Annotated in this window: 17 protein-coding genes; 11 read left to right on the plus strand and 6 right to left on the minus strand. The window is 68.0% G+C overall.

What is annotated here, in order from left to right; genetic code table 11:
* The 10 genes from R2N01_RS03875 to R2N01_RS03920 form a co-directional block, all read left to right on the plus strand.
* On the plus strand, nt 1-1,389 hold a 1,389-nt coding region (locus tag R2N01_RS03875), incomplete at its 5' end, for a glycosyltransferase family 4 protein (protein WP_316668651.1).
* A 57-nt stretch (nt 1,390-1,446) separates the two neighbouring features.
* Entirely contained in the window at nt 1,447-2,499 is a 1,053-nt protein-coding gene (gene gmd / locus R2N01_RS03880) for a GDP-mannose 4,6-dehydratase (protein ID WP_316668653.1), read from the plus strand.
* Nucleotides 2,496-3,500 carry a GDP-L-fucose synthase gene (locus R2N01_RS03885; protein ID WP_316668655.1) on the plus strand — a complete coding sequence of 335 codons (1,005 nt, stop codon included), beginning with the start codon at nt 2,496-2,498 and terminating at the stop codon, nt 3,498-3,500. The genes gmd and R2N01_RS03885 overlap by 4 nt, the downstream gene beginning before the upstream one ends.
* On the plus strand, nt 3,497-5,107 hold the full coding sequence (locus R2N01_RS03890; RefSeq protein WP_316668657.1) for an AMP-binding protein: 1,611 nt from the start codon (nt 3,497-3,499) through the stop codon (nt 5,105-5,107). Before R2N01_RS03885 ends, R2N01_RS03890 begins: the two co-directional genes overlap by 4 nt.
* Before the next feature lie 122 nt (nt 5,108-5,229).
* A complete protein-coding gene (locus R2N01_RS03895) occupies nt 5,230-5,472 on the plus strand; it encodes a phosphopantetheine-binding protein (RefSeq protein WP_316668658.1) in 243 nt (80 codons plus the stop codon).
* Entirely contained in the window at nt 5,469-6,386 is a 918-nt protein-coding gene (locus R2N01_RS03900; protein WP_316668660.1) for a hypothetical protein, read from the plus strand. Before R2N01_RS03895 ends, R2N01_RS03900 begins: the two co-directional genes overlap by 4 nt.
* A 634-nt stretch (nt 6,387-7,020) precedes the next feature.
* Nucleotides 7,021-7,977, plus strand: a complete 957-nt coding sequence (locus R2N01_RS03905; protein WP_316668662.1) for a hypothetical protein — start codon at nt 7,021-7,023, stop codon at nt 7,975-7,977.
* Nucleotides 7,974-8,894 carry a DMT family transporter gene (locus R2N01_RS03910; RefSeq protein WP_316668664.1) on the plus strand — a complete coding sequence of 307 codons (921 nt, stop codon included), beginning with the start codon at nt 7,974-7,976 and terminating at the stop codon, nt 8,892-8,894. Before R2N01_RS03905 ends, R2N01_RS03910 begins: the two co-directional genes overlap by 4 nt.
* Nucleotides 8,891-9,820 (plus strand): pyridoxal-phosphate dependent enzyme, encoded by a 930-nt coding sequence (locus R2N01_RS03915; protein WP_316668666.1) that lies wholly within the window; start codon nt 8,891-8,893, stop codon nt 9,818-9,820. Before R2N01_RS03910 ends, R2N01_RS03915 begins: the two co-directional genes overlap by 4 nt.
* Before the next feature lie 25 nt (nt 9,821-9,845).
* Complete coding sequence (locus R2N01_RS03920) at nt 9,846-10,559, plus strand: alanyl-tRNA editing protein (RefSeq protein ID WP_316668668.1); 714 nt, start codon at nt 9,846-9,848, stop codon at nt 10,557-10,559.
* Between the two features lie 509 nt (nt 10,560-11,068).
* Here R2N01_RS03920 and hrpA read toward each other — a convergent pair.
* From hrpA to R2N01_RS03935, 3 genes are all read right to left on the minus strand, one after another.
* Nucleotides 11,069-14,986 (minus strand): ATP-dependent RNA helicase HrpA, encoded by a 3,918-nt coding sequence (gene hrpA / locus R2N01_RS03925; protein ID WP_316668670.1) that lies wholly within the window; start codon nt 14,984-14,986, stop codon nt 11,069-11,071.
* Between the two features lie 177 nt (nt 14,987-15,163).
* Nucleotides 15,164-17,560: a phosphoketolase family protein gene (locus tag R2N01_RS03930; protein WP_316668672.1), complete on the minus strand. Its 2,397-nt coding sequence runs from the start codon at nt 17,558-17,560 to the stop codon at nt 15,164-15,166.
* A gap of 85 nt (nt 17,561-17,645) precedes the next feature.
* Nucleotides 17,646-18,599 carry an AEC family transporter gene (locus R2N01_RS03935; RefSeq protein WP_316668674.1) on the minus strand — a complete coding sequence of 318 codons (954 nt, stop codon included), beginning with the start codon at nt 18,597-18,599 and terminating at the stop codon, nt 17,646-17,648.
* A gap of 108 nt (nt 18,600-18,707) precedes the next feature.
* Between R2N01_RS03935 and R2N01_RS03940 the strand changes: the two genes are divergently transcribed.
* A complete protein-coding gene (locus R2N01_RS03940; RefSeq protein WP_316668675.1) occupies nt 18,708-19,658 on the plus strand; it encodes a sugar-binding domain-containing protein in 951 nt (316 codons plus the stop codon).
* A 26-nt stretch (nt 19,659-19,684) separates the two neighbouring features.
* Here the strand turns inward: R2N01_RS03940 and R2N01_RS03945 are convergent, their stop codons facing one another.
* Genes R2N01_RS03945 through glpA form a run of 3 tightly spaced genes read right to left on the minus strand, consistent with a single transcriptional unit; the run spans nt 19,685 to nt 23,999 of the window.
* Complete coding sequence (locus R2N01_RS03945) at nt 19,685-21,052, minus strand: anaerobic glycerol-3-phosphate dehydrogenase subunit C (RefSeq protein ID WP_316668676.1); 1,368 nt, start codon at nt 21,050-21,052, stop codon at nt 19,685-19,687.
* Entirely contained in the window at nt 21,052-22,350 is a 1,299-nt protein-coding gene (gene glpB / locus R2N01_RS03950; protein WP_316668677.1) for a glycerol-3-phosphate dehydrogenase subunit GlpB, read from the minus strand. Before glpB ends, R2N01_RS03945 begins: the two co-directional genes overlap by 1 nt.
* Nucleotides 22,347-23,999: an anaerobic glycerol-3-phosphate dehydrogenase subunit GlpA gene (gene glpA, locus R2N01_RS03955; RefSeq protein WP_316668679.1), complete on the minus strand. Its 1,653-nt coding sequence runs from the start codon at nt 23,997-23,999 to the stop codon at nt 22,347-22,349. Before glpA ends, glpB begins: the two co-directional genes overlap by 4 nt.
* Between the last annotated feature and the right edge of the window lie 123 nt (nt 24,000-24,122).

Raw genomic sequence — 24,122 nt, forward strand, 5'->3', positions numbered from 1 at the left:
GCCGGCGGGCGCCTGGCAGCAGGCGGGCGCGCCTACGCAGCCGCCCGCGACGTCTTCGGGATGCCGGCCATCGCCCGGCAGCTCGTCGCGGCCTACTCGCTGGGGGCCTCCCCCGCCGGACCATCCCGGCAGGCTCCGGGCACCGGGCACGGCGCGGAGAGCCGCCCCGGCCCGCGCCGGGTGCTGTTCGTCGGCGTCAACTACGCGCCGGAGAGCACCGGCATCGCCCCCTACACGACGGGCATGGCCGAGGGACTGGCCGCGGCGGACCACCGGGTGCGCGTCATCACCGGCGTGCCCCACTACCCGTTCTGGTCGAACTTCACCGCCATGAGGGGCCTGCGCAGGCGCGAACGCGTCAACGGCGTCGACGTGCGCCGGGTGCGCCATTACATCGGCTCGGGCGGCCACGGCATGGGCCGCATCGGCCAGGAGCTCAGCTTCGGCGCCGGCGCCGTCACCAGCTCGTGGCGCGGCGCCGAGGCGGTCGTCGCCGTCAGCCCCGCCCTGCTGGCCACCGCCTGCGTCCTCCTGCGGGCCAGGGTCACCGGCAGGCCGGTCGGCGTATGGGTGCAGGACCTCTACTCGTCCGGTGCCGCCGAGATCGAGCGGGCCGGACTCGTCTCGCGCCTGCTCACCGCGGTCGAGTCCCGGGTGCTGCGCAGCGCCGACGGCGTCCTGGTCATCCACCCCCGTTTCCGCGACCACGCCGTGAACGTGCTGGGGGTGGACCCCGACAGGGTCACCGTCTGCCGGAACTGGTGCCACGTGGATGCCGCCCGGTACGACGAGGAGCTGGCCGCCAGGCTGCGCAGGAAGTACTTCGGCGACGCCCCGCTCGTCGCGCTGCACACCGGCAACATGGGCGCCAAGCAGGGGCTGGAGAACCTCGTCGACACGGCCCGCCACGCCGAGAGGACCGGTTCGAGCACCCTCATCGCTCTGGTCGGCGACGGCTCGCGCCGCGAGGCCCTCATGGAGTACGGCTCCGGCGCGAAGAACCTCGTCTTCGTGCCCTCCCTGCCGGACGAGGAGTACCGCGCCGTCCTGGCGGCCGGCGACGTGCTCGTCGTCAACGAGAAGCCGGGTCTGCGCGAGATGGCGGTGCCCAGCAAGCTCACCACCTACTTCCGCAGCGGCCGGCCCGTCGTGGCGGCGACCGAGTCCGACTCGTCCACCGCCCACGAGATGGCGGCCGCCGGCGCCGGCGAGGTCGTCCCCCCGGCCGATCCCGCTGCCCTGCTCGAGGCGATCGAGCGCACGGCCCGCGACCCCGCGGGCAACGAGCGGGCCGCCCGCAACGCGCAGCGCTTCGTCCGGGAGAACCTCACCCCCGAGGCGGCCGTCGCGATCGTGCGCGACTGGCTGGCCCGGATGACGGGCCACTGACGCACCGGCGCCCGTGACGCCCCCGAAAACAGACAGACCACTACCGAAAGTCACCCAATGCCCAAGCGCGCGTTCATCACCGGCATCACCGGCCAGGACGGCTCCTACCTGGCCGAGCTCCTGCTCTCGAAGGGATACGAGGTCCATGGGCTCATCCGCCGCTCCTCGAGCTTCAACACTCAGCGCATCGATCACCTGTACCGCGACCCGCACGACGAGGGGGCCCGGCTGTTCCTGCACTACGGCGACCTGTCCGACGGCGCGCGCCTGGTGACGCTGCTGCACGACATCGGCCCCGACGAGGTCTACAACCTGGCCGCCCAGTCGCACGTGCGCGTCTCCTTCGACGAACCGGAGCACACCGCCGACACCACCGGCGTCGGCACGGTCCGGCTGCTGGAGGCGGTGCGCCAGTCCGGTATCGGCGCCCGCTTCTACCAGGCCTCCACCTCGGAGCTGTTCGGCGCGACTCCCCCGCCCCAGAACGAGTCCACGCCGATGTACCCGCGCTCGCCCTACGGCGCCGCGAAGATGTACAGCTACTGGATCACCAAGAACTACCGCGAGGCCTACGACATGTTCGCGGTCAACGGCATCCTCTTCAACCACGAGTCCCCGCGCCGCGGCGGCACCTTCGTGACCCGCAAGATCACGCGCGCCGTAGCCGCCATCAGGGCCGGCCAGCAGAACGAGCTGTACATGGGCAACATCGACTCGGTCCGCGACTGGGGCTACGCCGCCGAGTACGTCGAGGGCATGTGGCGCATCATGCAGGCCGACGAGCCCGAGGACTTCTGCCTGGCCACCGGCCGGGGCACGACGGTGCGCGAATTCCTCGGCTACGCCTTCGGCTGCGCCGACCTGGACTGGCAGGACTACGTGAGGTTCGACGAGCGCTATCTTCGTCCCACCGAGGTCGACGCCCTCATCGGCGACCCGGCCAGGGCCGATGAGCGGCTCGGCTGGCGCGCGCAGGTCGACGCCAGGCGTCTGGCCGAGATCATGGTGGACGCGGACATCCAGATCCTCGCCCACCACACCGACCCGTGGATCGACACCCCCCAGACCTCCTGGGCAGGCCAGATCCCGTATGCGGAGGCACGAGCATGACGAACCCGGAATACACGCCCACCCCGATCGATCGCGACGCGCTCACCTACGTCGCCGGCCACCGCGGCATGGTCGGCTCGGCCATCTGGCGCCGCCTGGCCCGGGACGGCTTCAGCCGCCTGATCGGGGCGGGCCACCGCGAGCTCGACCTGACCGACCGCGAGGCCGTCTTCGCCTACTTCCGGGCCAACCGGCCCCGCCACGTCTTCCTGGCGGCGGCCAAGGTCGGCGGCATCATGGCGAACGACACGCACCCGGTCGACTTCCTGTCGGTCAACCTGCGCATCCAGACCAATGTCATGGACGCGGCGCTGGCCCACGGCACCGAGCGCCTGCTGTTCCTCGGCTCCTCGTGCATCTACCCGAAGCTGGCCCCCCAGCCGATCACCGAGGACGCGCTGCTCACCGGCCACCTGGAGCCGACCAACGACGCCTACGCGATCGCCAAGATCGCCGGCATCATCGGCACGCAGGCCGTGCGCCGCCAGTACGGCCTGCCGTGGATCTCGGCCATGCCGACGAACCTGTACGGGCCCGAGGACAACTTCGCCCTCATCGGCTCGCACGTGCTGCCGGCCATGATCCGCCGCTACGACGAGGCCGCCGCCACCGGCGCGACGAGCATCACGAACTGGGGCACGGGCACGCCGCGCCGCGAGTTCCTGCACGTGGACGACATGGCCGACGCCTGCCTGTACCTGATGGACCACTACGACGGCCCCAGCCAGGTCAATGTGGGCACCGGCCGGGACTGCACCATCGCCGAGCTCGCCGCCCTGGTGGCCGAAGCGACCGGCTACACCGGCGAGGTCCGCTGGGACGGCTCCAAGCCGGACGGCACCCCCCAGAAGCTGCTCGACGTGGGCCTGCTGGCCGCCTTGGGCTGGCGGCCCCGCTACGGCCTGCGCGAGGGGATCGCCAGCACCGTCGCCTGGTACCGCGACCACAAGGAGGACTTCCGCGACCGCGACGCGGAGCAGGAAGCGGCGGGGCCGAGGTGATCGACGGCCCGTGGCTCGACCGCTACCCGCCCGAGGTGGCGCCGGGCATCGCACCGGTCACGACCGATGTGCTCGGCACGCTCGGGCTGGAGTCGGCCGACCCCGATCTGACCGCGCTGGACTACTGCGGGCGCGCCCTCACCTACGGCGAGCTGCTGGATTCCTGCCTGCGGGTCGCCTCCGGCCTGCTCGCCGCGGGGCTGAGGGCCGGGGACCGGCTGGCGCTCATGGCAGAGGCCTGTCCCGAACACCTCATCGTGCTGCTGGCGGCCCTGCGCACCGGCATCATCGTCGTCGAGCACGACATGAACGCCACCGGCCACGAGCTCGAGGCGCTGTTCGAGAGCCACCGGGCACGGCTGGCCGTCGTCGACGCCACGCGCGCCCGGCTCGTCCCCCGGGGCGTGCCTGCCGTCGCGATCGGCCCGGACGCGCCGGCCGGGCAGCACGGCACGGACGACCGCCCGCAGTGGGCCGGGCTGCTCGGCCACGATCCGCTGGCCGCCGACCACCCCCGCCCCGGCGCGGGCGACACGGCCCTGCTGCTGTACACCTCCGGCTCCACCGGGCGGCCCAAGGGCGTCCCCCTCACCCACGCGATGATCGGCTGCGGCATAGCCGAGCACCTCAACATGGCCCAGGACCCGGGCCTGGACCGGGGGGCCCATTTCCTGACGCTGCCCCTGCACCACGTCTTCTCGCTCGTGGACCAACTGCTCGTCACCCTGGCCAGGAGGGCCGAGATCGTGGCCTTCCACGGGCTCGACGCCGACGCGATCCTCGATGCCGCGCGCCGGCGCCCGCCGAGCCGCCTGGCCACCGTTCCCCCGGTCCTGGAGTGGATCGCCACCAACGCGGATCGCGCCGGCGTCCGCTTCGACGACCTCTTCGTCTACACCGGCGGGCTGCCGCTGACCCCGCGCATCGAGGAGCTCTGGTCGCGCATCAGCAATGCGCGCCCGGTCAACGGCTGGGGCATGACCGAGTCGACGGGTTACGGCCTGACGCCGCTGACCCGCACCGAGGTCATGCCGGCCGGGAGCTGCGGCGTTCCGCTGCCCGGGATCGACGTGCGCGTCTGCGCGCCAGGCGAGCCCACCCGGCGGCTGGGCCCTGGCAGGGTCGGCGAACTGCAGCTGCGCGGCCCGATCGTCTTCTCCGGCTACTGGCAGGACCCGCAGGCAACGGCCGAGGCCTTCACGTCCGACGGCTTCCTGCGCACCGGCGATCTGGTGAGCATGGACGAGCAGGGCTTCTTCTACGTGCGCGGACGGCTGAAGGAGATCGTCTCGGTGCAGGGCGAGAACGTCGCCCCCACCGAAGTCGAGCAGCTGCTCGAAACGGTCCCGGGCATTGCGCGCGCCTTCGTCTACGCGCGCGAGACGACGCCCGGCGTGAACATCCTCCTGGCCGCCTTCACGGCCGCCCCCGGAGCGGCCGTCGATCCGGGGGCGGCCCTGGCGCTGTGCGAACGGCAGCTGGCCCCGTACAAGGTGCCGATGCGCCTGACCCGGGTCGACGAGCTGCCGTTGACCGCCGCAGGCAAGCTGCGCCGGGACGTCGACGGGCACGCCTGGGTGCGCGGGCACCGGGCGGGCGCGCGCTGAGATGGGCGCCGGAGCCGGGACGGCGGTACCACCCGGGGCGCATCCGCCAGGCCGCAGCGGCGCCGCAGTAGTGGCGCAGACCAATCAGGGGACCGACCAGGTCCGAACACAGGAGACACACGATGGGCAGAACGGAACAGGCGGTGCGCGAGGCGCTCGCCGAGGTGGGCAACCTGGACGAGGACGCGATGAGCCTTGCGGCGGATGACCTGCTGGCCGATGCGGGGCTGACCTCGCACGCGGCGGTGAGCCTGCTGCTGGAGATCGAGGACCGGCTCGACATCGAGTTCCCGCCGGAGCGGATGACGCCCGCGACGATGGCCTCCATCGGCGCCATCGTCGCCGAGGTGGAGGCGTTGGCATGAGCCTGACCACCAGCGAGCTGGACCTGCGCGACGCGCTGCGCGAGGCCGGGCACCTGCTTCCGGGCGCCCGCCGGGGCATCGACGGCCACGGCCCCGACTTCGAGGCCGTCGTCGACGGGCTCTGGCGCGCCTACTTCGACAAGGCGCCGGCCGGCACCCGGGTCATGTCCTTCGGCCCGCTCATCGACGCGGCCCAGTTCGCCGCCACGGACTATCCGCGCTCCTTCCCGCAGCTGGTCGGCGAGGTCGAGGTCTTCCGCGGCGGCGACGCCCGGCACCGCGCCCTCATCGGGGACATCGACGCCGGCAACGACTGGACCGGCCACTTCGAGCCGAGCGGCATGACGCTCGTCCCGGCCACCTGCGAGAACGTCTACCCGCGCTATGCGGGCACGCTCGCCGCCCCGGCGACCGTGGCCTGCCGCAGCTGGTGCTTCCGCCACGAGCCCAGCGACGATCCGATGCGCATGGTGAGCTTCCGCATCTGCGAGTACGTCTACCTGGGCACTCCCGAGGGCGCGGAGGCCCTCCGTGCCGAATGGCTCGAGCTGTTGGTGGGCTTCTTCCGCGGGCTGGGCCTGGACGTCGCCACCGACCGCGCGAACGATCCCTTCTTCGGGCGCATCGGCCGGATGCTGGCCGCCAACCAGCTGCAGTCGGGCATGAAGAATGAGATCAACATCGGTCTCTACCCCGGCCGGCGCACGGCCATTTCGAGTTCGAACGCGCATCGGGCGCACTTCGCCGAGAGCTTCGGCATTCAACTGCCCGGCGGCGAGCCGGCCCACACCGCCTGCGCGGGTTTCGGCATCGAGCGCGTCGCGATCGCCCTGTTCGCCACCCACGGCATGGACGTGGCCGGCTGGCCGGGGCCGGTGCGCGAGACCCTGCGGCTGAGCGGGGAGGCGGTCTGAGAGGCGGCCGCGGCCCCCGGCGGGCAGCACACCACACAAAAGGTACGGCGAGAGGGAGGCATGCAGCTGCCATAAAACAAGATCGGCTGTTGGTTCGAGGGTCGGGAGGCGCCGAAGGTCATCGTCGAAGGTGCGCCCTGCGAGGTGGGGGATGGAAGCCACCGAAGGTCTGGTCAGGTTGCAGGTCTGCGATACGGTTCTTGGCAGTGTTCCACATTGACATATCCGATCAGGATCGAACCCGTCTTGGTCCGTCCCAGCCGGTCAGCCATTCCCCGATGGCTTTTCTCATTGCACTCAGGATTCATCAAACCTGGTTATCATTGAACACTGAATCAGTTTGATCATTCGAGTTACTATTCATTCTTCATTCAGTATGAACATCAGATCAACGGGGTTGCACACGAAACATATCTGTGAACCAGCTGTGAGATCGATGGCGCAAGCGGCTGGAAGATTAACACATTCACAGGTTTCAGCGATCTTTAATTTATGTTAGCCTTGGCTGTTCTTTGCAAAGCGAAAGGCCAAGTCAGAAGGTATTTCAAGGCTATTTAACGGCTCTTGACATAGAAGTGTCCACCATGTGACCACCCTGTTGCGAAAACTCGCGACTAGGGCTTAGATGCATAGTATGCGAACCAAGTTTGCGGCTTCCGCTACGGGGACAAGACGGCATCTATGCCGCTTTAACACAGAAATCTTCCCCATCGCTTCTATAGACCATGTGCATGGGACATTCGGAGAGCTCCTGCAGGGTTATACCTTTGATTCAGGCAGAGTACATCATTTTCTCTTTACTTCCCCCATCGTCGAATATCAAGTAAAAGCATATCTGACACCAAAGGATAACCTCAACCAGAATCTTGATCAAGATAAAACAAAAGCTCTTTCTATGTTGCACGCTCTTGCTGATGAAACGAACGTGGACCTTGATGATCTAGTTCTACATGTCAAATCAAATATTCCGATGGGGAAGGGATGTTCAAGTTCGACAGCCGATATAGTGGCAACTGCCATAGCTTTCTATGATTATTTTTTCCCTCAGGTTCCCCTTCCTGTGGCATCAGCATTGATATCGCATATCGCCATGACACTTGAGCGAGGTGAATACCTCCTCTACCCAGGTATCACTGCCTGCGCGCAAGAAGAATATAAAGCTATCAAAAAATATCACACCAACATGGGTTTAACCATAATAGGAGTTGATGAAGGAGGTAAAGTTGATACTGTTGATTTTCACGCCACTCACCCTCCTTGCAAAGACTACTCAGAAACTTATCAAAAATTATTTGACCAAATGGACACAGCATTAGTCAAAAATGACCGCTGGGAAGTGGGACGTATAGCGACAGCAAGTTCAGAGCTGCATCAGAAGGTCCTACCGAAACGAAGTTATGACTGCGCCTTAAGACTCGTGGACGAAGTCCACGCATGTGGACTCTGTGTAGCACATAGCGGAACGATGATAGGAATATTGATTCCGTCCGATGATTCTGCCATGGAAGCCAAGGTCCACTGTATTAGAAAAAAGCTGTGCGCTTTGCCAGAAATAACACCACTACCTATTCTAAATATCTTGGAATCATGAATATTAAACATGAATCCACTAAACAGAAGACTGTCTTGAAGAGCCAACAGAAGAAAGCAATTGTATACGTTATCTTCGCCGTTTGCTGTCTAGCTCTCGGTGGAGTTTTTGTCAGACTCAGTGAAGCTGGTCCTATTGCGACTGGTGGTTTTCGCTCACTCATAGCAGCTCCAATGCTGTTTTTGCTAAGCATTCCAGGACGACACCGAGGCAGCCAACCCAAGCTGGCATTCCGCGATCACACCATTATTGCAGCTGGAGGTTTCTTGCTCGCTGCAGACTTGTGTTTGTGGAACGTGTCTTTCTTCTATACGACCTTAGCCGAGTCTAATCTTCTGGCAAATCTCGTTCCATTCATCGTCGCGATTTATGGATGGATTTTTTACCATACTGTCCCCGACAAACGGTTAGTAATGCCAGCACTTTTCGCATTAGGGGGATTGACACTACTTGCCCTGGCTGATGTTCATTTGAATCCTACGCACGTGTTCGGTGATATTTTGGCGTTGAGTACGGCATTCTTCTACGCGGGGTTTCTCGTTGTCGCCAAGGGGCTCCGAGAACGTCACCCAGCAATGCGTATCATGTCGATCCTGAGTTTATGGTGTGCTCTCGGATGTTTTACAGTAGCGTTCTTGAGGGGAGAAAGAATAGTACCTCAAACATGGCGAGGGTGGCTACTGCTCGTAATATTGGCGGTAACTTCCCAGATCTTGGGTCAGACCCTCATGGCACATGCCGTACGGTTTCTGCCGCTTCAGCTCGCTTCCCTGTTTGTACTGCTACAACCTATAGCCGCGGCCCTATATGCATATATCTTGTTCAAAGAAGAATTAGCCCTTCCGCAAATAATAGGAATAGTTATACTCCTCGGCGCTATTTATCGATCGAAGATGATTTTGGAGTCTGAGTCATGAATAAAATAATCAGCCTCGACGAAGCGGAACAACGTATCGAAACGCTTTGCGATCTAAAGATCACCCGTATCCGCCATCCACAAGGGGAAATACGTGCCATTTTCGGTTCTCCCACGACAGAATCCAGCTTCAAATCAATTCTAGGAATAGGATTACTCCTCCTGGCAAGACGCACCGGCGAGCTGTCACCAGGACAACCCGTCATTGAATCTACTTCTGGCTCTCTAGGAGTTGGACTCGCAGCCGCGGGAATCCTTCTAGGGCATCCTATCCATCTCGTTTCGGACATCAACATTCCACAGATCACGCTCCGCAAGCTTGAATATTTAGGTGCGACTATACACTTAGTCGGTGAACCTCACCCAACTCTCGGAATGCAGCAAAGTCGGGATGATCGACTTCATGGCTTATTGGCTGATAATGAAGAATTCTATTGGCCAAGACAAAATGATTCTGACCTCAACCCAGAGGTTTACCGACGTTGGCTGGTACCAAAAATGGAGTTGCGACTCAACTCCATGGATCGTGTAGACGCGGGATGCTTCGTTGTCGGAAGCGGAGGTCACTTTACTGCACTTGCGGAAATGTTGAACCGCTATTCAATTCCTTCATACGTGGCAGATCGGCAAGGCTCCATTACCTTTGGAGGGAAACCGGGTTTTTCTATTCTTCGAGGAACCGGCAATCAAAATACTATTCCTGGGGTCATAAGCAGAGCGATGCACTTGGTACGAGGCGTCCACGTGTATACTGATGAAGAAGCTGTTGAGCATTGTCAAAGATTAGCACGAAAGGGAATCTTCGTGGGAGGTTCTTCGGGTGTCGCCTATGCTGGAAGTTTAGATGTTATGCACGAGATTGGAGATAACGCAGTTGTCTTGACTTTTTTCCCAGACAGAGGTGAACTCTACCAGAATCTTATCTAAGGCCCCATCTAGTAGGAGCGTTGCAATGAATTTAAATATAAACACGATTCCTTTCACCCAGTTGCTCTACAACGCCGACCCCTATCAGCGGCAGGCGACTTCCTCAGTGATCGCCATCGATGGCGATGACGTCGTTCTCTCAGCCACCCTCTGCTATCCCGAAGGAGGCGGGCAGGCCGCCGACAGGGGCTGGCTGAACGGCCACGAGATCACGGCGCTGAGGCGTGAGCGCGTTCAATTCCAGCAGGCCGAGCACGGCAGCTCCGTGGCCGTCGCGTCCGTAATAGTCCACACTGTTCCCGGCCATGATTGCACGGTTGGCGATGTCGTCTCCTCGACCCTCGACTGGGATTGGCGCTATGCCAACATGAAGATGCACACGCTCGCGCACCTGCTGTTCATCGCCACCAGCGAGTTCCTTGCCGGGCAGGGCCTGCCGGTCGCGACCAAGGGCTGTCAGATAGAGGGACGTTCTGCACGATTCGATTTTCGCGCGGACATCGCCGCGGAAGCCCTCCCCGGTATCCAGCAGCGCGTACAGCAACTGGCCGATTCGGGGACCGACGCGCACGTGGTGGAGACGGCCGACGGCATTCGCCTGTGGCAGGCGGCCGGATTCGTCATCCCGTGCGGCGGAACTCATGTCCGGTCCATGCGGGAAATCGATGGGGAGATAACCGTGCGGCGGCGGCGGAAGGGCAGCGGCCTGACGCGGCTGTACGTCTCCCGCGAGGAATAGAACTTTCGGCCGGTCCTTCCGCGGCTCTTGCACGCAAGCTGGATCCGGCACAGTGTCCGGCTAGTACCGGTTCACGGCCTGCTCGTGGGCGCCACCAGAGCCCAGCACACCACGGACCAGGTGCTGGCCGCTCGATGTCCGGTCGATGTCTCCCACCCTCGACGCGGACACCGTGCTGATCGGTCCAGGACTGGCCACAGGCCCTCAACTCGCCCCCGGAGAGGCCCTGGTCGTGTCCACTAGCAGCACCACTACCAGTTTCACTGTCGGGACCAGCGCGCTGGCAGACGCCGGCAACGGGGCAGCAGTCATCGTCCCGCCCGACGGTGCGGCACGGCCGGGCGGCACCGCCCCCCCTGGGCACATCCGCGTTGCCGGCCCTCATCGGTGTCAGCAGCACTCTGCGGCTGTCCGTGTGTCTGAACGCCGCCACTCCACCGGAGGTTCTGCGCGCGCTCGGTCTGACGCCCCGAGAGCCGGGAGAGCCTCACCTGGTGGGAAAATCAGCCTCATGATGGGCCTTCCTGATCGGCGGCCTCCGCGATCGTCCGGCGGATGCGCTTGGGCGAGACCGTCCGGCTGGTGCCGAGGCGCTGGGCGAACAGCTGCACCCGGTACTCCTCCAGCAGGAACCCGATGTCGTCGACCTGCCTGGGCAGCGGTCCAAGAGGCTGGTCGGCGCACAGCTCGTCGTACTCGGCCGCGAGCTCGTCGTAGCCGGCCAGCAGTTCCTCGTCCCGGGCAGGGTCGGCCTTCGCGGCGTCCAGGCGCATCGACGCCGCCTGCAGGTAGCGCGGCAGGTGCGCGTACCAGGGGTCGGCGGTGAACGAGATGAAGCCCGGGAAGACCAGGTTCTCGAGCTGGGCCGTCACGTCCTCCGCGGTGACGGCCGGCGCACCGGCCAGGTCGGCCCGGACCTGCCGGGCCCAGCCGAGGGCGGCCGAGGCGGTGACGACGACCTCGTGCATCACGTCGGCCTGGTCGGTGCGCACCTGGGCGGCCAGCTCGGTGAACTGCTCCTCGTCGCGCACCCGGGCGGGCTCGGCGTGCGAGCGGGCGGCCCGGTCCACGGCCTTCAGCCGGGCGTCGGCGAGCAGGTCCGGCACGCTCGGATACGGGCTGTAGCCGAGCCGGAGCTTCTCCTGCGAGCCGAGGTGGGAGACCACCCAGCGCGTCGGATCCGGGGTGACCAGGACGAGCAGCCGCCTGATGCCGCGCTCGTGGGAGTCCGCGGCGGCCCGCGGGTTCTCGGCCAGGAAGAGGGCGACGGAGTCGCCGTCATCGCGCAGGGCCGGGTAGCCGACGGCCTGCAGACCGCCGCGGCGGATCGTGCTGGTGGCCTCGATCGTCCCGAAGGCCCAGTCGGTGGCGCCGGTCCGCCCCGCACCGCGCGAGGCCCGGGTGAGGGTGGCCGAGACGCGCTCCGCCAAGTGCCGCTGCAGGGCGATCAGGTCCTCGCCCTGCTCGACGGCCTTGCCCTGCTCGAGCACCAGGAAGCGCACGCGCAGGTGCCCGGGGACGGCGCCGGGGTCCCACTGGTCGGCCTCGACGACGACACCGGTCAGGGCGCGCAGGGCCCGCCCGAGCTCGGCGTGCAGGAAGCGCGAGTGATCGGCCCCGTTCGCCCTGAGCCAGCGCAGGGCCGCGCGGGCATGGTCGGGGGCCGGGATGAGGCTGGTGCGCACCAGCTTAGGCAGCGTGCGGATGAGTTCGGTGGCCAGTTCGGCGCGCAGGCCGGGCACCTGCCAGCTGAAGGGCTCGGCGCTGAGCTGGTTGAGCTCGGCGAGCTCGACCGAGACCGTCACCCCGTCGGCGCCGGATCCGGGGTCGAAGACGTAGCTGACGGGCAGGTTCAGGTCGCCGACGCGCCAGTGGTCGGGGAAGGCGCCGGCATCGACGCCGTCCGCGTCGGCGCGCATCAGGTCCGCCATCGACAGGTCGAGCAGGTGCTGGTCGGGCTCGTGGGCCCACCAGGCGTCGAAGGTGGCCGCCGAGTGCACGGCGGCCGGGATACGGGCGTCGTAGAAGTCGAAGATCGTCTGGTCGTCGACGAGCAGGTCGCGGCGGCGGGTGCGCTCCTCCAGCTCGGCCGCCTCGGCACGCATCCGCCTGTTGTGCGCGATGAAGTCGTGCCGGACGCGGGCGCGGCCGGGCTGCCAGCCGTCCTTGACGAGGCCGGTGCGGATGAAGATCTCGCGGGCCCCGGCCGCCTCGACGCGCCCGTAGTCGACGAGGCGGTCGGCGATGAGCGGCACGCCGTACAGGGTGGCCCTCTGGTAGGCCAGGACGCCGGCCGAACTGCTCGACCAGTGCGCGCCGGAGTAGCTGTACTTGACCAGCGGGCCGGCCACGGACTCGACCCACTCGGGTTCGATCCGGGCGCAGGTGCGCGCCCACAGGCGACTCGTCTCGACCAGCTCGACGGCCATGACCAGCGGCGGGTTCTGCCCGGACAGCGCCGACCCGGGCGCAATGGCGAACCGGGTGCCGCGCGCCCCGAGGTACTCGCGCGGGCCGCGGGACCGGCGCCTGCCGCGGTGCCGCGCGCCCTTGGGCCCGGTCTCGACCTGGAGCAGGCCGATGTGCGAGAGCAGGCCCGACAGGATCGACTGCAGGACGGCCTCGACGCCCCCGGGGCGGTCGTTGCGCCTCAGGCGCAGGTCCCTGTCGATGTCGGACAGCTGGGCGCGCAGGTCCTGCCACTCGCGCACGCGCAGATAGTTGATGAACTCGGCGCGGCAGCGGCGGCGGAACTGATTGCCCGACAGGCGCCTGCGCTGGATCTGCAGGTAGCTCCACAGGCGCCAGATGGCCATGACGTCGCCGCCGGGGCCGGCGGCCTTCTTCCCGTCCTCCTCGTCGAACTCGCCCCTGCGGCCGTTCTGCGATGTGTAGCGCGCCGGCCCGGCGTCCCGCGGGTCCCCGGGCGCGGCGTCGGGATCGCCGAGGACCTCGTCGGTGAGGAAGCGGCGGTGGAGCCGGTCGGCCTGCTGGCGCTTCTCGACCGGGCGCTCGCGCACGTCCTGCATGGCCAGGGCGGCGACGATCACCTCGGTCTCGCGCAGGCAGCCGCGACGGGAGGCCTCGACGAGCATGCGGCCCAGGCGCGGGTCGATGGGCATCTCGGCGAGCCGGTGACCGGTGCGGGTCAGGCGCGGGTTGCGGCGGTCGGAGCCCTTGAGGGCGCCGAGTTCGTCGAGCAGTCGCAGGCCGTCGGCCACCTGGGCGCGGTCGGGGGCCTCGACGAACGGGAAGTCGTTGATGTTCCCCAGTTCGGCGCCGGCCATCTTGAGGATGACCGAGGCCAGGTTCGTGCGCAGGATCTCGGGCTCGGTGAACTCGGGGCGCGCCAGGTAGTCCTCCTGGGAGTAGAGGCGGACGCACACGCCCGGCCCGAGGCGACCGCACCGGCCGGCGCGCTGGTCGGCGCTGGCCCGGCTGATGGGTTCTACGGGCAGGCGCTGCACCTTGGTGCGCGCCGAGTAGCGCGAGACGCGGGCCAGGCCGGTGTCGATGACGTAGCGGATGCCGGGCACCGTCAGCGAGGTCTCGGCGACGTTGGTGGCCAGGACGATGCGCCGGGCGCTGTGCGCGGTGAAGACGCGGTGCTGCTCGGCCGACGGCAGGCGCGAGAACAGTGGGAGCACCTCGGCGCCGGGGACGAGCCCGGCGCCGTCCAGCGCGGCGGCGGCCTCGGCGATCTCGCGCTCGCCGGACAGGAAGACGAGGATGTCGCCGTCCGGCCCGAGCTCGCGCACGGCCTGGACGACCGCGGCCGGCATGTCGGGGTCGTCGGCCTCGGCCGGCGGCCGGTAGCGGACCTCGACCGGCCAGGTGCGCCCGGAGACCTCGATGACGGGGGCGGGCGTGCCGTCGGGCGCGGCGAAGTGCTCGGCGAAGCGGACGGTGTCGATCGTCGCCGAGGTGATGACGACCTTCAGGTCGGGGCGGGCGGGCAGCAGCTGCTTGAGGTAGCCGAGCAGGAAGTCGATGTTGAGGCTGCGCTCGTGGGCCTCGTCGATGATGATCGTGTCGTAGCGGCGCAGCTGCCGGTCGTGGTTGATCTCGGCGAGCATGACGCCGTCGGTCATGACCTTGACGCGGGTCTGCTGGGTGGCCGCCCTGGTGAAGCGCACCTGGTAGCCGACGGTGCCGCCGATCGGCACGCCCATCTCGTCGGCCAGGCGCTCGGCCACGGTGCGGGCCGCTATGCGCCGCGGCTGGGTGTGGCCGATACGGCGCCGCCCCAGGGCCAGGGCGATCTTCGGTAGTTGGGTGGTCTTGCCCGAGCCGGTCTCGCCGGCCACGACAACGACCTGGTTGTCCCTGATGAGCCCGGCGATCTCGTCGGCATGGGCGCTGATCGGCAGGCTGGAATCGAACTGGATGAGCGGCTCGCCGGCCGGGCTCTCGCGCGTGTCTGGCATGTCGGGTCAAGCATAGGCCGCCGGCGCGGCGCCCTGCGGCGGACCGGGGGCGGGCGAGGATGGCCCCCGCCGTCCCAAGCGCCTGCCGCGGTCAGGCCCGCCCGGCTGCTCGGCCCCGCCGCCTGGCCCCGGCGCTCTCCTCGCGGGCCGCCCCGGCCTCGGTCCTGGTGGGGTCGGTCAGAGGGCGCCGGAGGCGTCGGCGCCGAGCCGCCAGTCGCGGATCTCGGGCATGTCCTCGAGGTGCTCCACGATGTACTCGTGGTGACGCGCCAGCTGCGAGTCGCACCACTGGTACAGCTCGTGGCTGCCCTCGGGGCTGGTGGTCGCGTTGTTGATGGCGTCCATGACCAGGTGGTAGCGGTCCACCCCGTTGCGCACGACCATGTCGAAGGGCGTCGTCGTGGTGCCCTGCTCGGTGAAGCCGCGGGCGCGGAAGCGGTCCGCGTCGGGACGGCCGTGGACGAGCTGGTGGATGGCGCCCGGGTAGCCGTGGAAGGCGAAGACCACGTCGACGTCGTCGGTGAAGGTGTCGGTGAACTCCTTCGAGCTCATGCCGTGCGGGTGGTCCTTCGGACGGTACAGCGACATGAGGTCGACGACGTTGACCAGGCGCACCTTCAGCCGCGGCAGGCGGGCCTTGAGGATCTCGGCCGCGGCGACGGCCTCCATCGTCACGACGTCGCCGGCGCAGGCCAGGACGATGTCGGGCTTCTCGTCGCCCAGCTGATCGGTGCCGGCCCAGTCCCAGATGCCGTAGCCGCGGGTGCAGTGCTCGACGGCCTCCGCCATGCTCAGCCACTGGGGCTGGGGCTGCTTGTCCTGGACGATCAGGTTGATGTACGAATGCGAGCGGAAGCAGTGGTCGCTGACCTCCAGCAGGCAGTTCGCGTCCGGCGGCAGGTAGATTCGGCTCACCGTGCCGCGCATGTTCAGCACCAGTGAGAGGAGTTCGGGGCTCTGGTGGCTGAAGCCGTTGTGGTCGTTGCGCCAGCAGGTGGAGCTGAGCAGGATGTTCGTGCTCGGCACCTTCTCACGCCACTCGAGGCGGTAGGCCTCCTCGAGCCACTTGGCCTGCTGCATCGTCATGGACGCCGAGACCATCGAGAAGGCCTCGTAGGTGGCGAACAGGCCGTGGCGGCCGGTCAGCGTGTAGCCGTCGAGCCAGCCGTGGCAGTTGTGCTCGGAGAGCACCTCCATGACTCGACCGCTGTTCGAGAGCTTCACGTCGAGCAGATCGGTGCGCTCGGCGAAGGCGCGCTCGCTGGCCTCGAAGACGGCTCCGAGACGGTTCGAGGTGGTCTCATCGGGGCAGAACAGGCGGAAGTCCGTCGGGTTCCTCCGGTAGATGTCGCGCATGAGCTCGCCCAGCTTGCGGGTGGACTCCAGGCGCTCACCGCCACGGGTGGCCGCCGTGACCCCGACCCCGTAGTCCCGGTAGTCCGGCACGTCCAGGTCGACCGGCCCCTTGCCGCCGTTGGCGTACGGCGTGGCACTCATGCGCTTGTCGCCGATGGGGTTGTTGGCGCGGACCAGCTCGGTGGGGCTGCCGTCGGCGTTGAAGAGCTCGTCGATCCGGTAGGAGCGCATCCACTCCTCGAACAGGGCGCGGTGCTCCTCGTCGTCCCTGATTCCGTTCAGCGGCACCTGATGGGCGCGCCAGGTGCCCTCGATCTGCTCGCCGTCGACCAGCCTGGGACCGGTCCAGCCCTTCGGGGTGCGCAGGATGATCATCGGCCAGCGCGGGCGGGCGCCGTCCCAGAGGCCGGAACGGGCCTCGGCCTGGATCTGGCGGATGCGGCCGTAGCAGTGGTTCAGTGCGGCGGCGAAGCGCTCGTGCATCCACGGCAGGTCGTCGCCCCCGACCTCGACGACCTCGTAACCGTGGCCCCCGTACAGGGCCCGGAGCTCGGCCGGTTCCTTACGGGCCTGGACGGTTGGGCCGGCGATCTTGGCGCCGTTGAGGTGCAGGATCGGCAGGACGGCGCCGTCATGCTCGGGGTTGAGGAAGCTGATGCCCTTCCAGCCGCCCTCCAGCGGGCCCGTCTCGGCCTCGCCGTCGCCGACCACGGCGACGGCGAGCAGATCGGGGTTGTCGAAGACGGCGCCGAAGGCGTGCGACAGGGCGTAACCGAGCTCGCCGCCCTCGTGGATGGAGCCGGGGGTCGTGACGGAGGCGTGCGAGGGGATGCCGCCGGGGGCGGAGAACTGGCGGAACAGGCGCCGCATGCCCTCCTCGTCCTGCGTGATGCGCGGGTAGGTCTCGGTGTAGGTACCCTCCAGGTAGCCGGCGGCCACCAGGGCCGGGCCGCCGTGACCGGGGCCGGCGATGTAGATGCAGTCCTGGTCGGTGCAGCGGATCAGGCGGTTGACGTGGGAGTAGATGAACCCCAGGCCGGCACTGGTGCCCCAGTGCCCCAGCAGGCGCGGCTTGATGTCCTCGGGGCGCACCTCGTGCTTGAGCAGGGGGTTCTCCTGCAGGTAGATCTGGCCGATGACCAGGTAGTTGCAGGCGCGCCACCAGGCGTCGACCGATCTCATGTCGGCGATGGTCAGTTCGGGAGCAGCGGAATCCATGCACCCCAAGGTAGCCAGGCCCCGCCGGGGCGGGAGGATGTGTCAGGATTTGTCCCGGGAAGCGGCCGCCGGTAGCGGCCGCCGGTCAGCCCAGCGCATGGACCAGGGCCGCGTAGAGGGTGATCGCGGGAATCGAGCAGACCGTCGTGATGAAGATGACGTCCCTGGCCAGGGACACGCTCGTGCCGTAGCGGGAGCTGAACACGAAGACGTTCTGAGCCGTCGGCAGGCCCGCCATGACCACCACGGCGAGGGTCGTCGCCAGGTCCAGCCCGAGGACGCGGGCGAGCACCCAGGCGGACACCGGCTGGACGAGGAGCTTGAGCGCGCAGATGAGGAGGGTCTCCCCCCTGTTCTCGCGCCCTGGCGGCGGGCCGAGCCGCAGCGAGATGCCGAAGGCCACGAGCATGCTGGGCACGGCGACCCCGCCCAGCAGATCGAGGGTGTCGGCGACAAGCGCCGGCGGGGTCCGGCCGAGCAGGTTGACGGCCAGGCCGAGCAGGACGCCGATCGTCATCGGGTTCCGGAAGGGCGTCGAGGCGTTGTGCAGCAGGCGGGTGCGCCCGCCGGTGCGCCGGGCGTCGTCCGCGTCGAGCAGGCTCAGCCCCAGCGGCTGCAGGACGATGACCTGGATCATGAGCACCGGCGCCACCCAGCCGGTGTCCTTCATCACGTAGGAGGCGATGGGCACGCCCATGTTGTTGGCGTTGACGTAGGCCGAGCAGAAGGTCCCGATGACCGTGTGGCCCAGGCCGGGCCGTTCGTGCCCGGCCAGCCGGGCGCGCAGCAGGCACGAGCCCAGGTACAGGCCCGCCGAGACGAGGATCGCGCCGATCGAGACGACGACGTTGAGGCTGAAGATGCGCCCCAGATCGGCTCTGGACATCATCATGAACAGGAGCGGCGGCAGGCCGATGAAGAAGGCGAAGCGGCTGAGCAGTCGCTGGGCGTCCTGGCCGAGGACGCCCAGGTGGGCCACGGCTGCGCCGACGCCGATCACCGCCCAGATGGTGGCGAAACCGCTCAGCACGTCAAGCACGGGCCGAGCCTACGCCGTGGGCCGGGCCCTCACACCCGTGGATGAACCGAGCCGGTTCCGGAACGTAAGATTCTGCCGATCCGCGATACCGGATGAAAGGTGGACGGGGTGTCGGACCGTGATGACGAGATGTACAGGGCCGCAGTGCTCTACTACGTGCAGGGCGAGTCGATGGACGCCATCGCCCGTCAGCTCGGCGTCTCCCGCTCGACCGTCTCGCGCAGCCTCAAGCAGGCCCGCGACACCGGTATCGTCCGCATCAGCCTCACCCATCCGCGCGACGCCTCCTCCGACGTCGAGCAGGAGTTCTCCGACCGTTTCGGGGTGAGGGCCCAGGTCGTCAGCGTGCGCGAGTCCGTGTCGGACGTGGCCCGTCTGGACCGGGTCGCCAAGGTCGCCGCCAACGCCATCGGCGAGGCGATGAGCGATCACACCACCCTCGGCATCGCCTGGGGGACGACGATCGACGCCGTCGCCGCGCATCTGCTGGCCAAACCGCTCAAGGGCTGCACCCTGGTCCAGCTCAACGGCGCCGCCAACGACTCGACGACCGGCATCGACTACGTCTCGAACATCGCGTCGCGCTTCGCCAGCGCCTTCAACGCCCACTCGGTGCTCTTCCCCGTGCCGGCCTTCTTCGACTACACGAGTACCCGCGACGCCATGTGGCGCGAGCGTTCGATCATGCGCGTGCGAGACGCCCAGAGAGAGTGCTCGCTGGCCGTCTTCGGCGTCGGCTCGCTGGTCGGCGGACTGCCCAGCCACGTCTACGAGTCGGGCTACTTCAACGGGGAGGACCGTGCCGCGATGGCCCGCGACCACGTCGTCGGCGACGTGTGCACGGTCCTGCTGCGCGAGAACGGTTCCTGGGCCGACATCGAGATGAACACCCGCGCCTCCGGGCTGACCCCCACCCAGCTGCGGCGCATCCCGCGGCGCATCGGCGTCGTCTCGGGGCGGGCCAAGGCCAGACCGCTGCTGGCCGCGCTGCGCGCGCAGGTGATGACCGATCTGATCGTGGACGACCAGACGGCGCGCCAAGTGCTCACGACGGAGTGAGGGCGGCGGGGCAGGCCCCGGTCCGGTCAGACCTCGGGGCTGCGGATGTCGGACAGGCCGTAGGCCGCGTGGATCACGTGGATCGGATGGACGACCGGCATGCCGGTGCCCTTGCGGATCTGCCAGCGGCAGGTCTCGGTGTCGCAGGCGCCGAGCTCGGAGCCGGAGTCCTTGAACTTGTCGAAGAGGGGCCTGCCGATGGCTTGGGCGACCTCGAACTTCTCCTTCTTCAGGCCGTAGGTGCCGGCGATGCCGCAGCAGTTCTCGCCCGACTCGACAACGGTGAGGCCCGGCACGAGCTCCATCAGGCGGACGGCCGGCATGCCCATGCCCTGGCCCTTGAGCTGGCAGGGGGCGTGGTACGGGATCGTCATCTCGATGCGCTCGAAGTCGGTGGGCAGCTCGCCGGCGTCGTACAGGTCGAGGAGGAACTCGCTGGTCTCGCGCATGCGCGAGCCGATGTCCATGACCGTGGGGTCCTCGACGCCCATGATCTCGTGGGCCTCGTGCTTGAGCATGCCGACGCAGGAGCCGGAGCTCGAGACGACCGGGACGTCCTGGCCGCCGGCGGCCAGGTCCCCGGCCAGTTCGACGACCGAGGAGCGGGCCCGGTCGAACAGGCCGTTCGACTGGCTGGCCAGGCCGCAGCAGCCCTGCGAGGGGACGATGACGGTGCAGCCGAGGTGCTCCAGGACCTCGATGGTCTTCTTGCTGGTCTCGACCTCGAAGTAGGTGCCGGCGCAGCCGGTGAAGAAGATCACCGGGCCGCGGTCCGGCTGACCGGGACGGCGGGCCATGGGGCCCTCGCGATGCTTGAGCCAGCCGCGGATCGACCGGGACTGGGCGACCGGCATCGGGGCGTCGCGGTGGACGCCGACGACCTTCTCGACGGCCACGCGCAGCGGCCTGCGCCTCAGCGCCCAGTTGGCGAGGGGGGCGACGGGCGTCAGGACACGGCCCTCCAGGGCGGTCTGGGTGATCAGGCGGTCGCGCAACGGCATGTGGTCCTGCTTCATGACGGCGCGCGCCATGGAGTTGATCTCGGCGATCTTGACGCCCTGCGGGCAGTTCAACGTGCAGATGCCGCAGCTGGAGCAGTAATCGAGGGTGCGGTCGACCGATTCGCCGTTGCGGAAGCGCTCGGCCTGCGGACCGACGAACTTGGGGCCGGCGAACATCTCGGTGACCCGGGCGACCGGGCACTGCGTCTCGCAGATCGTGCATTTGACGCACTGGTCGAGGGAGAGGCGATTGAGCTGCTGGGCCTCGTAGCTGTTCGGGTCGTGGTTGAGCCGCGGGCTGGCCTTCCTCAGGTGGTCCCAGACCGGGAAGGACTCGTCGGATCGTGCGTCCGCCGCCTGCTCGCGCCCGGTTGCAGTGGTGCTGGTGCTCATCAGGACTCCTTCAGCTGCTCGATGATCGAATCGGCGGCGCGCACCGCGCTTGCCAGGGCGACGCCCTCGCCGGACTTCTCGTCCCAGCGCTGGGCGCCGGCCAGGACGCCGCCGGCCGCGTAGAGGTTGGCGTGGACGGGCCCGCCGGTGATCGGCTCGACGACGCGCATCGCCGGATCGGTGGCCACACCGGCCCTGAAGACCGGCTGCTGGCCGGCCCAGCTGTCGTTGAGGAGCTCCCCGTCGGGGACCGCCAGGGGCAGCCCGAGGACCGACTCGTGCAGCGTGCCGTACGAGTCGAGTTCGAGGGCGCCGGACTCGAAGCCGCCGGGGGCGAGCAGGAAGGCGCGGGCCCTCATGTGCGTGTCGTGGCCGGCGGTGGCGACGGTCAGGGACAGAACCCCCTCGCCGCCGGTCTGGGCGCCGATGACGCGCGAACCGAGGATCATCTCGACGCGGGCCGCCTTGGCCATGTCGGTGAGCCTGTCGTTCAGGCGCATGCCGGCCACGCAGGGCGGCGGCAGGGGGATCTCGAAGATCGGCTGGCCGAGCTCGGCGGCGACGGCCTCGAAGGTCTCCTCGCCCAGTCCCAGGACGCCCGGCACGGCGATGGTCTCGCCGTGCCCGGCGACCTGTTCGAGCGCCCGCGTGAAGACCTTGCGGCGTTCGGTGCGCCCGATGGCGCGGGCGATGTTGACCGCATTCGAGTCGGCCTCGGTACCGCGGCCGGGGAAGCTGATCGAAGCGCAGCGGGTCGCGAGGTGACCGCCGCCGGGCAACTCGACGGTCGCCAGGTTCTGAGCGACGAGCTCGCAGGAGAAGTCCTTGAGCTGGTCGATGCCGACGACCACGACGGAACTTCCGGCGCGCAGCGCGCCGGGGCGGGCGGGGTCGAGGCCGACCGCGCCGGCCGCCATGGAGGCCGGGTACAGAGCGGTCGGGCGCAGGCCGCCGAGGGCGGTCGGCAGTGCCGTGTTCGTCTCGACGTCGCCGACCAGGGCCGCGCCGAGGAGCTCGCGCAGGTAGCCGACGCCGACGCGGATGCCGTCAGCGCCCAGCACGGTGTACGGGTGGGCCGGGCCGCCGCCGCGTTCCTGCAGCGAGCAGAACTCGCCCAGCTCGGCCAGCGGATGGACTACGCGGTCAGGGCGGTAGCCGAGCACGTCGATCGTGCCCTGGCCCAGCTGCAGGCCGCCACGGCCCAAGTGGACGAGCGCGACGTGCAGGCCGGCCCGGCGGAGCCGCAGCGAGGCGACCAGGCCGGACAGGCCGGCGCCGACGACGATGACGTCCCTCATGCCGGGACCTCCTGCCTGTCGCCGGCTGCGGCACGGGCCCGGTCGCGCTCATCGATCTCGGTACCGACCGGGTAGGGCTCGACGGGGTCGGCGGCGCCGGGGGCGTGGTCGATGTCGAGGGTGCCGCGGACGATCCACTCGTCCAGGGCGGCCTGGCGCAACTGGCCGCCGGCCAGGATGGGCCACAGGCCGATCCAGCGGTGCTTGAGGAAGCCGCGCAGCTCGGCGGTGGCCTCCGCGGAGCTGCGCGTGCCCGTCGAGCACAGCAGGCCGGCGGCACGGGTCGAGCAGAAACCGCCCTGGCAGGGGCCCATGCCCAGGCGCAGGCGGCGACGCAGGTCGTCGAGGGTGGCGGCCGGATCGTCCCTGAGCAGGTCAAGGAACATCGTCCTGCTCATGAGCTCGCACTCGCAGATGATCTGGTCGTCCCGCCGGTCCTTCTCGCGGTCGGCCAGGCGGTGCGTGACGGTGTAGGTCGGCTTGTCGTCGGCCGCGGGAACGGCCTCGCCGGCGGTGCGGCAGGGGCGGTCCTCACCCATCTGCCCGCACATGATGTCGACGATGCGCTCGGCCATGAGGCGGTAAGTGGTGAGCTTGCCGCCGGCGATGGTGAGCATGCCCTTCAGGCCGTCGCGGCTCTCGTGGTCGAGCACCGACATGCCGCGGCTCATGTGGCGCGTGTCGGAAGCCGAGACACGGGTGTCCATGACCAGCGGCCGGGCGCCGGCCCAGGCGTGCACGGCCCGGGCCCGGCGGAAACCGGGCACGAGCGCTTCGCCCGCGTCGAGCATCTGCTGGACCTCCTTGCGCGGAATGGGCAGCTTGTCCGGGTCGGCGGCCCTCACGTCGGTGGTGCCGATGATGGACACCGTGTGCACCGGGACGAGGATGTCGCCGTCGGCCGGCTTGACGCAGCGGTTGATGACCGTGTTCACCAGGCGGTGGTTCATCGCGATCATGATGCCGCGGCCGGGCACGACGTCGACGTCGTGGCAGCCGGCCATGGCCGCGATCCGGCCGGCCCAGGGGCCGCCGGCGTTCACGACGAACCGGCAGGCGATCCGCTTCTCGCCGCCGGCCTTGACGTCGCGGACGGTGACCGCGGCGACGCGGTCACCGTCGCGGTGGATGGCGGTGACCGCGTGGTAGGGCAGGACGTGGGCGCCGTACTCGCGGGCCGACTCGGCAGCGCCCCAGACCATGGCCCAGCCGTCGACGGTGCCGTCGAGCACGACGAAGGCGCGCTTCGCGCCGGGGTTGAGGCGTGGCTCGCGGGCGAGCGCCTGGGCGACCGTGATCTCCTCGGCGGGCACACGGGCCCTGGCGGCGGCGGCCAGGAAGCCGTCGGAGTACTCCTCGGAGTCCTCCGGGGTGACGACGAACAGGCCGCCGGTCTGCTCGACGGCGTTCGCATGGATCCGGGTGATGGTCCTGTTCTCGTCGGCGCACTCGCGCGCGGATTCGGGGTCGGAGACGACGTAGCGCCCGCCGGAGTGGAGCAGGCCGTGGTAGCGGGCGGTGGTGCCCTGGGCCAGGTCGGCCCGGTCGACGAGGGCCACGGCCAAGCCGCGCATCGCGGCATCGCGGGCGATGCCCGCACCAGTCGCACCGCCACCGACGACGACGACGTCAACGGTCAGGTCAGCCATACGAACCTCCAAACGGCTTCGGTGGGCGCGTCTTACGAACGTCAGGTTAGGCGTCGGGCCGTCGTCGTCCCGTGCCGGGCACCCATTTGTGCACGACTCCGGTCCGTAATTGCACCAATGCCC

The sequence above is a fragment of the uncultured Propionibacterium sp. genome, from assembly GCF_963539965.1.
GTDB lineage: Bacteria > Actinomycetota > Actinomycetes > Propionibacteriales > Propionibacteriaceae > Propionibacterium.